Below are 11,407 nucleotides of genomic sequence, written 5' to 3'. Positions count from 1 at the left end.
GCACCATCACACCAACAAATGCTTCGCGTGGAAACGCAGATGATCTTCCACGAAGCTGGCGATAAAGAAGTAGCTATGGTCATAACCCGGCTGAATGCGTAGCTCCAGCGGGAAACCTTGCTCACGCGCCACCGCTTCCAGTCGCTCTGGACGCAGCTGATCGGCGAGGAACTGATCGCTATCCCCTTGATCAATCAGAATCGGCAAGCGCTGTTCCACGTCACGCATCAACAGGCAACTATCCCATTCACGCCACGTCTGACGATCTTCACCCAGGTATGCGGCAAAGGCCTTCTGCCCCCAAGGCACTTCGGTAGGATTGACGATTGGCGCGAAGGCAGAAGCAGACGCAAAACGTCCGCCAAGACGCAATGCCAACACCAGCGCACCGTGACCGCCCATTGAATGACCCATCACCGACTGACGATCGCTCAGCTTAAAGTTATCCGCCACCAACTCCGGCAGCTCCGCGCTGAGGTAATCGAACATGCGGAAGTTCGCCGCCCACGGCTGCTGCGTGGCGTTGAGGTAGAAACCTGCGCCCTGGCCGAGATCGTAGCCGCTGTCGTTCGCCACCTCGTCACCGCGCGGGCTGGTGTCTGGCATAATCAGCACCAAACCCAGCTGCGCAGCCACGCGCTGGGCGCCGGCTTTGGTGGTGAAGTTCTCATCGCTGCAGGTCAATCCGGCGAGAAACCACACCACTGGCGGCGGTGCGTCACTTTGCGGCGGCGGCAGAAAAATGCTGAAGGTCATCGGACAGTTCAGCACGGCCGACTGATGACGCCAGCGCTGCTGCCAGCCACCAAAAATGCGATGCTCTTCTAACAGCTCCAAAGTGGAAGCCATAACGTCTCCTGATTACTTAGTAAAATGCACCACCGTACGGATGGATTTCCCTTCGTGCATCAGATCAAAGGCGTCGTTAATCTCTTCCAGCGGCAGGTTGTGGGTGATGAAATCGTTCAGGGCGAATTTACCGTCGAGGTAATCCTGCACGATGCCCGGCAACTGTGAACGGCCTTTAACGCCACCAAAAGCGGAACCACGCCATACGCGACCGGTCACCAGCTGGAATGGACGGGTAGAAATCTCCTGGCCCGCGCCAGCCACGCCGATAATCACTGATTCGCCCCAACCTTTGTGGCAGCACTCCAGCGCCGAACGCATCACGTTAACGTTACCGATGCACTCGAAGGAGAAATCGACGCCGCCGTCGGTCAGTTCAACGATCACATCCTGAATCGGCTTATCATGATCTTTCGGGTTGATCAGATCGGTGGCACCCAATTTGCGCGCCAGATCGAATTTACTGGTGTTGAGATCGATACCGATGATGCGACCGGCTTTCGCCATCTTCGCGCCGATAATCGCCGACAAACCAATGCCGCCGAGGCCGAAGATCGCCACGGTATCGCCTTCTTTCACTTTGGCCGTGTTCATCACCGCGCCCATGCCGGTGGTGACGCCGCAGCCCAGCAGGCACACTTCTTCCAGTGGCGCTTCTTTGCTGATCACCGCCAGCGAGATTTCCGGAACCACGGTGTATTCAGAGAAGGTTGAGGTGCCCATGTAGTGGAAAATCGGCTTGCCGTCTTTGAAGAAGCGGGTGGTGCCGTCTGGCATCAAACCTTTGCCCTGGGTGGCGCGAATCGCCTGACACAGGTTGGTTTTGCCCGAGAGACAGAACTTACACTTGCCGCACTCTGGGGTGTAAAGCGGGATCACGTGGTCGCCGACGGCCACGCTGGTCACGCCTTCGCCCACCGCTTCCACCACGCCGCCGCCTTCGTGGCCGAGGATCGCCGGGAATACGCCTTCCGGATCTTGTCCCGACAAGGTGTAAGCATCGGTGTGGCACACGCCAGTAGCCACGATGCGCACCAGCACTTCACCTTTTTGCGGTGGCATCAGATCCACTTCTTCGATTTTCAGCGGTTCGCCAGCTGCCCAGGCAACGGCGGCGCGGGTTTTAATCATGTTCATGCAATCCCTCTTCCTGTAGATGCGGGGTAAGTGGCCCCGATGGTCGTGATGTCGATAAAACAGAAACTCACTCGGCAACGTGCAGCGGATGCCGCAACTCGTCGTTAACCGGGCGATCGTCAAACAGTTCAATAATCAAATATTTCAGTGCTTCCACATTGGGTGTAAACGCATCGCGCCGCCACATCAGCCAGGTGGCGGTATCGCGGTAAGCTGGCGGTAACGCATGCTCCTGCACGCGTGCGCGCGCCGGCATTTGCGCCAGCACCGAGGCGGGAATCATCGCCACGCCCGCGCCGCCGGCCACACACGCCACCATCGCGTGGTAAGACTGTATCTCCATCACGCTGCTCGGCGCGGTCTGGCTTTCGCGATACCACGCTTCCAGCTTGGTGCGGTAGGAACAGCTGTTGCGAAAAGCAAACAGCGTGTCGCCTTGCACATCGCGCGCGCTGGCAATCGGCGCATGTTCCGGGCTGGTGATCAGCACCATCTGCTCATTAAAGGCAATGCAGCCATTGAGATCGTCGTGCGCCACCGGACCATCCACCAGCGCGGCGGCCAGCGTGCCTTCCCGCACTTTGTCGATGATTTCACCGGAAGTATTGGTGATCAGCGACAGTTCCACGGCGGGAAAACGCTGGTGATAGGCCGCCAGGAGGGCAGGGAGGCGCGTCGCGGCGGTGCTCTCCATCGAACCGAGCGCGAAATTACCGCCCGGCTCACCGGCGCGCGCCATGTTCAGCGCTTCATCGCTCAATGCCAGGATGCGCTGCGCATAGTTAAGAAAATTGTGGCCCATCGGCGACAGGCGAATGCGTTGCTTCTCACGAATAAACAGATCAACGCCAATTTCATCTTCCAGCTGGCGCAGACGCGTGGTGAGATTAGAAGGTACGCGATGGAGTTGCTCGGCGGCACGCGCCAGCGAACCGGATTCGGCGACGGAGCAAAACATGCGGAGCTGTACTAAATCCATATTCTCTTCTCGTAAGCAACTTGGTTAGTATTATTCACTTTCCGTGAGTTTAAACGTCATGCATGCTAGTGACAAGTGATAAAACATTCTGAGGTCGGTATGGCGTTTCGTGTCGCGCTTAGCGCGTTCTTAAGTTTAGTGGTTGCGATGGGGATTGGGCGATTTGCTTTCACGCCGCAGGTTCCGCTGATGATTCAGGACCATCAACTGACGCTCACCAGCGCCAGTCTGGTGGCGGCACTCAACTATCTCGGCTATCTGTTTGGCTCGTTTGATGCGATGCGTGCGCGCAACCGCGTCGAGTGGCGTTTACAGGCGGGCGTGTGGGGCGCAGTGATTTTAACGCTGCTCTCGGCCTGCGTCAGCGGTCCGTGGTTACATGGCCTGATTCGTTTCCTGATTGGCTGGGCCAGCGGCTGGGCGATGGTGTTGCTGGCGGCATGGGCCAGCGATCAGCTACATCATCACGGACGTCCCGGCTTGCTGGCGGCGGTGTTTGCCGGACCCGGCACCGGCATCTTTATCAGCGGCATGCTGGCGGTGGCGCTGCACGCCAGCGGTGTCAGCGCGGCCTTTGCGTGGGCGGCTTACGGTTTGCTGGCGCTGTTGTTGATTGCCGCGATTGCGCGATTCCTGCCGCGCACCGGCCAGTTACATCGCCCCGATCAAGCTGCATCGCCGCTGGTGTTGAATGGCAATCTCAAGCACCTGGTGCTGAGTTACAGCCTCGCCGGCTTTGGCTACATTCTGCCCGCCACTTTTCTGTCGCAAATGGCGGCGGCGCGTTTTCCTGACAGCGCGTTTGCCCAGTTTGTCTGGCCGGTGTTCGGTGGCGCGGCGGTGATCGGCATCGTGTTAGGCATCCTGACGCGTCACTGGGGCAGCAGCCATCTGCGGCTGGCCATAGTGTTGTGGGCGCAGGCGCTGGGCGTTATCGCCGCGATTGTGCTGCCCGGCTTGAATGGCCTGATGCTGGGCGCAGCGCTGATCGGCGGCGGCTTCCTGTGTGTGGTGCAGCTGACGCTGCAATATGGGCGCGAGCTGGCACCGCAGCATGCGCGCTATCTTGCCGGTTTGCTCACCACCGGTTATGCGGTCGGGCAATTGGGCGGTCCGCTGCTGTCGTGGATTTCCAGCATGCTATGGCATCAGCTGGAACCCGCGCTATGGGTAGCGGGCGCCAGCTTAATCCTTGCGGGAATGCTGGTTTTACGTCGCCGTACGTGATGAAAAGCTTATCAGAATGATTACTGGATTAAGGGCGCGGAGTATTTCACAATACGCGCTCAGAATTTCCCCCGTGGGCGAAAACCCGCGGGCGCATCACCTGTCGGAGAAGAGTAAATGAGCACCTTAAGTCAGGAAGCCGCCCTGGTTCACGAAGCGCTGTTGGCGCGTGGTCTGGAAACACCGTTACGTGCCCCGGTGCGTGAAATGGATGACGCCGCGCGCAAACGCGAAATTGCCGGTCACATGACGCAAATCATGCAGCTGCTGAACCTGGATCTGGAAGATGACAGCCTGATGGAAACGCCGCACCGCATCGCTAAGATGTATGTGGATGAGATTTTCTCAGGTCTGGATTACGCCAACTTCCCGAAAATCACCGTCATCGAAAACAAGATGAAAGTGGATGAGATGGTAACGGTGCGTGATATCACGTTGACCAGCACTTGCGAACACCACTTTGTGATTATCGATGGCAAAGCCACCGTGGCGTATATCCCGAAAGAAAAAGTGATTGGCCTGTCGAAAATCAACCGTATTGTGCAGTTCTTTGCCCAGCGTCCGCAGGTGCAAGAGCGCCTGACGCAGCAAGTGCTGGTAGCGCTACAAACGCTGCTCGGCACCAATAACGTTGCGGTGTCGATTGATGCAGTGCATTACTGCGTGAAAGCGCGTGGCGTAAAAGATGCTACCAGCGCCACCACCACCACCTCGCTGGGGGGCTTGTTCAAATCCAGCCAGAACACGCGTCAGGAGTTTTTGCGCGCGGTTCGTCACAGCTAATCTGTTTGGGCAACAGCCTGTTGCCCGATTTCCTCTCTCCGTCAGGGCACTCGATGCAACGCTATCTCGCGCTGGATTTCATTCGTGGTTGCGCCATTCTCGGCATCTTGCTGCTGAACATTGTCGGCTTTGCGTTGCCATCGGCCGCCTATCTCAATCCGGCGTGGCGCGGCGAGGCTGCTACGTCTGATGCCTGGACGTGGGCGATCATGGATGGCCTGGCGCAGCTGAAATTCCTCACGCTGTTTGCCTTGCTGTTTGGTGCCGGCCTTTATATGCAGGCGCCGCGCGGCAGCCGCTGGATGTCGGCGCGTCTGACGCTGCTGGTGCTGCTCGGTTTCATTCACGGCATCTTTTTCTGGGAAGGCGACATCCTGCTGGATTATGGCCTGATTGGGCTGATTATCTGGCGCATGCTGCGTGATGTGCCTTCCGACCGCGCGTTGTTACAAACCGGCGCATTACTCTATCTGGTCGGCTGCGGCGTGCTGCTGATTTTCGGCGCGGTCTCCAGCCCCAATCCCACGCGATCCTGGCTGCCGGGTGCGGCGGACCTGCAGTATGAAAGCTACTGGAAACTGCTCGGCGGTTGGGAAGCGGTGCAGAACCGGCTGGATCATCTGTCATCAGGCCTGATGGCGCTGGCATCACAATATGGCTGGCAACTGGCGGGTTTGATGCTGATTGGTGCGGCGTTGATGCGCAGCGGCTGGCTCAGCGGGCAATTTAGCGTGCAGCACTATCGCCGATCGGCGGCGCTACTGCTGACTATCGGCTGGCTGATCGCCATTCCCGGCATCGCCGCGCAGTGGATGATTGGCTGGGAATTCCGCTGGACCGGCTTTTTCCTGCAGGTGCCGCGCGATCTCGCCAGTCCGTTTATCAGCCTCGGTTATGCCGCGCTTTGCCTGGGATTCTGGCCGCAAATTGCGTCAACGCGCATTAGCTACGCCATTCAATGCGTTGGCCGCATGGCATTGAGCAATTACCTGTTACAGACGCTGATTTGCACCACGCTGTTCTACCGCTTTGATCTGTTCCTCAGGTTCGATCGCCTGCAGCTGCTGGCCTTTGTACCGGCTATCTGGGTGGTTAATATCCTATTTTCCGTGCTGTGGCTGCGCGTCTTACCGCAAGGCCCAATGGAGTGGATCTGGCGCAAACTGACACGTCTTGCCGCGGGAAAAGCTGATCCTTCCTCCTCGCTCAGATAATGATGTTCATCACAAAGGTTGCAGAATTGTATGTAACCGTTTTCATTGCTGTGACGTGATTCACGTAGTCGTTTCACATGCCCTGACAGAATAGCGCCGTTACGCGCTTGTCGCGCATTTTCAGACTCTGTGGAACAGCTGCATGATAACGATTCGTGATGTCGCCCGTCAGGCCGGTGTGTCAGTAGCCACCGTGTCGCGTGTGCTCAACAACAGCAGTGCAGTCACCGCCGATACCCGGGAAGCCGTGCTGGCTGCCGTTGATGCGTTAGGCTATCGCCCGAACGCCAACGCGCAGGCGCTGGCTACGCAAATCAGTGACACCATCGGCGTGGTGGTGATGGATGTTTCCGATCCCTTCTTTGGCGCGCTGGTGAAAGCGGTTGATACCGTGGCGCAGCGCGTGCATAAACACGTGTTAATCAGCAACTCCTGGCATCAGGAAGAGAAAGAACGTCACGCAATTGAGGTGCTGATACGTCAACGATGTAACGCATTGGTGGTGCACGCGAAAACGCTTTCAGACGCCGAACTGATGCAGTTTATGGATCAGGTTCCCGGTATGGTATTGATTAACCGTACAATTCCCGGTTATGAACACCGCTGCGTCTGCCTGGATAACGTTACCGGCGCTCAAGTAGCCACGCGCATGTTGTTACAACAGGGACATCAACGCATCGGCTTTCTTAGCTCCAGCCACCCGATTGAGGATGTAACGCAACGACGTGAAGGCTGGCTGCAGGCCTTGTCAGAACAGGGTATTCGCCCGCAGGAGTCATGGATTGCGCATGCTGAACCTGATATGCAAGGCGGCGAAGCAGCGATGGTGGAGTTACTGGGTCGTAACTTACATTTAACCGCGGTGTTTTCCTACAATGACGGCATGGCGGCGGGTGCATTGACCGCTTTAAAGGACAACGGCATTCAGGTTCCGCAGCATTTCTCTGTCATTGGCTTTGATGATATTCCCATCTCCCGCTACACCGATCCGCAGTTAACCACGGTCCGTTATCCTATTGTTTCTATGGCGAAACTCGCCACGGAATTAGCGCTCAAAGGTGCCGCAGGCGAGCTGGATCAGCTGGCTGTACACTGCTTTATGCCAACGCTGGTGCGTCGCCATTCTGTCGCCCAGCGGCAAATTGTGGAGTCGGTCACTAATTCAGGCGATAGCGCAGTGTAACCGTTTCCAATCTGTGATTGCATTCACAGTTAATTAACATGCCGCTCACTATGATGGCAGCGTCTTACCGGACTGAAACATCATGTAACGCCGGGAAATCCTCTTCCCAGCCGGTTTCAGTAGCCGATTGAAATAGTTCACAACACTTTTCAGGAAGCGTTTACCTACAGGGAAGTCAGGATTGCGATGGTGGCCCGGCTTTGCGTTACGCGTCCGTCCATTATCAGGTTTACAACCGACGGCGCTGTTTGCCCGCAGGCAAATAGCGCAATGAAATGCCCTACATAAAAAACCGGAGATACCATGAATAAGAAGGTTTTCACGCTCACAGCACTGGTTGCCAGCATGATGTTTGGTGCAACTGCGCACGCCGCCGATACCCGCATTGGCGTGACCATCTACAAATACGACGACAACTTCATGTCGATGGTGCGTAAGGACATTGAGAAAGAAGCAAAATCATTGGGCGGCATTCAGCTGTTGATGAATGACTCCCAAAACGACCAGTCTAAACAGAACGACCAGATTGACGTGCTGATGGCGAAAGGCGTGAAAGCGCTGGCCATCAACCTGGTGGATCCGGCTGCTGCGGCAGTGGTGATTGATAAAGCGCGTGGCAACGATGTGCCGGTGGTGTTCTTCAACAAAGAACCTAACGCCAAAGTGCTGGCCAGCTACCCGAAAGCGTATTACGTCGGTACCGACTCTAAAGAGTCAGGCATCATCCAGGGTCAGCTGATTGAGAAGCACTGGAAAGCCACGCCAGCCTGGGATCTGAACAAAGACGGTACCATCCAGTTCGTGCTGCTGAAAGGCGAGCCGGGTCATCCGGATGCCGAAGCGCGTACCAAATACGTGATCGATACCCTGAACAAAGACGGCCTGAAAACGCAGCAGCTGGCGATGGATACCGCGATGTGGGATACCGCACAGGCAAAAGACAAAGTTGACGCCTGGCTCTCTGGCCCGAACGCCAACAAGATTGAAGTGATCATCGCTAATAACGATGCGATGGCGATGGGTGCGGTTGAAGCGCTAAAAGCGCACAACAAAACCAGCATTCCGGTGTTTGGTGTCGATGCACTGCCAGAAGCGCTGGCGCTGGTGAAATCAGGCGCGCTGGCCGGTACCGTGTTGAACGATGCGGAAAACCAGGCGAAAGCGACGCTGGATATTGCTAACAATCTGGCCAATGGCAAAGAGCCAACTGCAGGCACTAACTTCAAGATGGACAACAAAATCGTACGTGTTCCTTACGTACCAGTAGATAAAGAAAATCTGTCGCAGTTTGTGAAGTAATTCATCCTGGGCGCGGCATATCGCCGCGCCTTATTGCATCTGACCAACGCTTTATTTAGCCAGGTAAATTATGGCCAGTGAGAATCCGACCACACAGCGTGAATATCTGCTGGAGATGACGAATGTCTCGAAATCATTTCCAGGGGTTAAAGCCTTAGATAATGTGAATTTAAAAGTGCGGCCGCACTCTGTTCATGCATTAATGGGCGAAAACGGCGCCGGGAAATCTACATTATTAAAATGTCTGTTTGGGATTTATAAAAAGGATACGGGGAGCATCCTGTTTCAGGGTGAGGAAATTGATTATAAGAGCTCCAAAGAGGCGCTGGAAAATGGCGTTTCCATGGTGCATCAGGAATTAAACCTGGTTCTGCAACGCAACGTCATGGATAACATGTGGCTTGGCCGTTATCCACGTAAGGGCGTGTTTGTCGATCAGAATAAAATGTATCGCGATACTAAAGCGATCTTTGATGAATTAGATATTGATATCGATCCGCGCGATAAAGTTGCCACCTTATCGGTGTCGCAGATGCAGATGATCGAAATCGCCAAAGCCTTCTCCTATGACGCCAAAATCGTCATTATGGATGAGCCGACATCATCGCTGACCGAAAAAGAAGTGAACCACTTGTTCACGATTATTCGTAAGCTGAAAGATCGTGGCTGCGGCATTGTGTATATCTCGCACAAGATGGAAGAGATATTCCAGCTGTGTGATGAGATCACCATTTTGCGTGACGGACAGTGGATCGCCACCCAGCCGCTGGAAGGTCTGGACATGGACAAAATCATCTCGATGATGGTTGGCCGTTCATTGAACCAGCGCTTCCCGGACAAAACCAACGTGCCGGGGGAAACCATTCTTGAGGTGCGCCATTTAACCTCACTGCGTCAGCCATCGATACGTGATATCTCGTTCGATCTGCGTAAAGGTGAAATTCTTGGTATTGCCGGTTTGGTAGGCGCCAAGCGTACCGACATCGTCGAAACCCTGTTTGGCATTCGCGAGAAGTCAGGCGGTACGATTAAGCTGCACGGCAAGAGTATTAATAACCACAGCGCCAACGAAGCCATTAACCACGGCTTTGCGCTGGTGACGGAAGAGCGTCGCTCCACCGGTATTTATGCGTATCTGGATATTGGCTTTAACTCGCTTATCTCCAATATTAAAAAGTATAAATCCAGCATGGGGCTGCTCGATAATAAACGCATGAAAAGCGATACCCAATGGGTCATTGATTCGATGCGCGTGAAAACGCCGGGTCATCATACGCAAATTGGTTCGCTTTCCGGTGGTAACCAACAGAAAGTGATTATTGGTCGCTGGTTATTAACGCAGCCGGAAATATTGATGCTTGATGAACCGACGCGCGGGATTGATGTGGGCGCGAAATTCGAAATCTACCAACTTATTGCCGAGTTGGCGAAGAAAGAGAAGGGCATCATTATTATCTCTTCTGAAATGCCAGAGCTGTTGGGTATTACCGATCGTATTTTAGTGATGAGTAATGGCCAGGTAGCAGGCATTGTTGATACCAAAACGACCTCGCAGAATGAAATCCTGCGTTTAGCGTCATTACACCTTTAATGAAGCAAGGGCTTTAACATGAAAGCGACTACTAAAAAGAATGCGCTAACCTGGTTAAAAGAGGGCGGCATTTACGTTGTCCTGTTTGTACTGCTGGCAATTATTATTTTCCAGGATCCAACCTTCTTAAGTTTAATGAACCTGAGTAATATTCTGACCCAATCTTCGGTGCGTATTATCATCGCACTCGGCGTGGCCGGTTTGATTGTCACCCAGGGTACCGACCTTTCAGCGGGTCGTCAGGTTGGCTTAGCGGCGGTGGTGGCAGCCACGCTGCTGCAGGCAATGGATAACGCCAACAAGGTGTTCCCGCATCTGGATACCGTGCCCATTCCGGTGGTTATCCTGACCGTGTGCATCATCGGCGGTGTGATTGGTCTGGTGAACGGGGTGATTATTGCTTACCTCAAGGTAACGCCATTTATCACCACGTTGGGCACCATGATTATCGTTTACGGTATCAACTCGCTCTATTACGACTTTGTGGGTGCATCGCCAATTGCCGGTTTCGATCCTGGCTTCTCCAAATTTGCCCAAGGCTTCCTGCGTTTCGGTGATTTTAAGCTGTCGTTTATCACCTTCTACGCTGTCATTGCCATCGTCTTTGTTTGGGTGCTGTGGAATAAAACTCGCTTCGGTCGCAACATTTTTGCTATCGGTGGTAACCCGGAAGCGGCGAAAGTGTCTGGCGTGAACGTGCCGTTCAACCTGATTCTGGTGTACGCCTTGTCTGGCGTGTTCTACGCGTTCGGCGGGATGCTGGAAGCAGGCCGTATCGGCAGCGCCACCAATAACCTCGGCTTTATGTATGAGCTGGATGCGATTGCGGCTTGTGTGGTCGGCGGCGTGTCGTTTGCCGGGGGCGTGGGTTCGGTGGCCGGCGTGGTGACCGGTGTCATCATCTTCACCGTGATTAACTACGGTTTGACCTACATCGGCGTTAACCCTTACTGGCAGTACATCATCAAGGGCGGCATTATCATCTTCGCCGTGGCGCTGGATTCATTGAAGTACGCACGTAAGAAGTAGTGGGTTTCCCCTCACCCCAACCCTCTCCCGCAGGCGGGAGAGGGAGCAGACCGAATTCTGGCTTAAACCTGCACTACACGGTTCCCTCTCCCGCTCGCGGGAGAGGGCCAGGGTCA

At 54.9% G+C, this 11,407-nt stretch carries 10 protein-coding genes; 7 read left to right on the top strand and 3 right to left on the bottom strand.

Annotated features, from left to right (window positions below; translation table 11 throughout):
- Positions 1-6: 6 nt before the first annotated feature.
- The 3 genes from fghA to AAF463_RS13015 form a co-directional block, all read right to left on the bottom strand.
- Positions 7-849, bottom strand: coding sequence for an S-formylglutathione hydrolase (gene fghA, locus AAF463_RS13025; protein ID WP_137386162.1), 843 nt, complete (start codon positions 847-849; stop codon positions 7-9).
- Positions 850-861: 12 nt separating this feature from the next.
- Positions 862-1,986 carry an S-(hydroxymethyl)glutathione dehydrogenase/class III alcohol dehydrogenase gene (locus AAF463_RS13020; protein ID WP_064739274.1) on the bottom strand — a complete coding sequence of 375 codons (1,125 nt, stop codon included), beginning with the start codon at positions 1,984-1,986 and terminating at the stop codon, positions 862-864.
- A 67-nt stretch (positions 1,987-2,053) separates the two neighbouring features.
- Positions 2,054-2,965 carry a LysR family transcriptional regulator gene (locus AAF463_RS13015; protein ID WP_101763711.1) on the bottom strand — a complete coding sequence of 304 codons (912 nt, stop codon included), beginning with the start codon at positions 2,963-2,965 and terminating at the stop codon, positions 2,054-2,056.
- Between the two features lie 99 nt (positions 2,966-3,064).
- On the opposite strand from AAF463_RS13015, the gene AAF463_RS13010 reads away from it, so the two are divergent.
- The 7 genes from AAF463_RS13010 (at position 3,065) to mglC (ending at position 11,291) form a co-directional block, all read left to right on the top strand.
- On the top strand, positions 3,065-4,192 hold the full coding sequence (locus AAF463_RS13010; RefSeq protein ID WP_350260913.1) for a YbfB/YjiJ family MFS transporter: 1,128 nt from the start codon (positions 3,065-3,067) through the stop codon (positions 4,190-4,192).
- Positions 4,193-4,309: 117 nt separating this feature from the next.
- Positions 4,310-4,975, top strand: a complete 666-nt coding sequence (gene folE / locus AAF463_RS13005; protein WP_049852430.1) for a GTP cyclohydrolase I FolE — start codon at positions 4,310-4,312, stop codon at positions 4,973-4,975.
- Positions 4,976-5,028: 53 nt separating this feature from the next.
- Complete coding sequence (gene yeiB, locus AAF463_RS13000; RefSeq protein WP_350260912.1) at positions 5,029-6,189, top strand: DUF418 domain-containing protein YeiB; 1,161 nt, start codon at positions 5,029-5,031, stop codon at positions 6,187-6,189.
- Between the two features lie 142 nt (positions 6,190-6,331).
- Positions 6,332-7,372 (top strand): HTH-type transcriptional regulator GalS, encoded by a 1,041-nt coding sequence (gene galS, locus AAF463_RS12995; RefSeq protein ID WP_101763714.1) that lies wholly within the window; start codon positions 6,332-6,334, stop codon positions 7,370-7,372.
- A gap of 303 nt (positions 7,373-7,675) precedes the next feature.
- Positions 7,676-8,671, top strand: coding sequence for a galactose/glucose ABC transporter substrate-binding protein MglB (gene mglB / locus AAF463_RS12990; RefSeq protein ID WP_101763715.1), 996 nt, complete (start codon positions 7,676-7,678; stop codon positions 8,669-8,671).
- Between the two features lie 70 nt (positions 8,672-8,741).
- Entirely contained in the window at positions 8,742-10,262 is a 1,521-nt protein-coding gene (gene mglA, locus AAF463_RS12985) for a galactose/methyl galactoside ABC transporter ATP-binding protein MglA (RefSeq protein ID WP_350260911.1), read from the top strand.
- Positions 10,263-10,280: 18 nt separating this feature from the next.
- Positions 10,281-11,291, top strand: coding sequence for a galactose/methyl galactoside ABC transporter permease MglC (mglC, locus tag AAF463_RS12980; RefSeq protein ID WP_007889502.1), 1,011 nt, complete (start codon positions 10,281-10,283; stop codon positions 11,289-11,291).
- The last annotated feature ends 116 nt before the right edge of the window (positions 11,292-11,407 follow it).

This window comes from Pantoea sp. BJ2 (assembly GCF_040255075.1).
Lineage (GTDB): Bacteria > Pseudomonadota > Gammaproteobacteria > Enterobacterales > Enterobacteriaceae > Pantoea > Pantoea leporis.
Note: the sequence above shows the minus strand (reverse complement) of the source record. Positions and strands in the feature narration are given on the sequence as shown.

Bases quoted from the DNA above. Each gene is read 5' to 3' on its own strand.
- fghA (WP_137386162.1), bottom strand. From the start codon at position 849: ATGGCTTCCACTTTGGAGCTGTTAGAAGAGCATCGCATTTTTGGTGGC.
- AAF463_RS13020 (WP_064739274.1), bottom strand. From the start codon at position 1,986: ATGAACATGATTAAAACCCGCGCCGCCGTTGCCTGGGCAGCTGGCGAA.
- AAF463_RS13015 (WP_101763711.1), bottom strand. From the start codon at position 2,965: ATGGATTTAGTACAGCTCCGCATGTTTTGCTCCGTCGCCGAATCCGGT.
- AAF463_RS13010 (WP_350260913.1), top strand. From the start codon at position 3,065: ATGGCGTTTCGTGTCGCGCTTAGCGCGTTCTTAAGTTTAGTGGTTGCG.
- folE (WP_049852430.1), top strand. From the start codon at position 4,310: ATGAGCACCTTAAGTCAGGAAGCCGCCCTGGTTCACGAAGCGCTGTTG.
- yeiB (WP_350260912.1), top strand. From the start codon at position 5,029: ATGCAACGCTATCTCGCGCTGGATTTCATTCGTGGTTGCGCCATTCTC.
- galS (WP_101763714.1), top strand. From the start codon at position 6,332: ATGATAACGATTCGTGATGTCGCCCGTCAGGCCGGTGTGTCAGTAGCC.
- mglB (WP_101763715.1), top strand. From the start codon at position 7,676: ATGAATAAGAAGGTTTTCACGCTCACAGCACTGGTTGCCAGCATGATG.
- mglA (WP_350260911.1), top strand. From the start codon at position 8,742: ATGGCCAGTGAGAATCCGACCACACAGCGTGAATATCTGCTGGAGATG.
- mglC (WP_007889502.1), top strand. From the start codon at position 10,281: ATGAAAGCGACTACTAAAAAGAATGCGCTAACCTGGTTAAAAGAGGGC.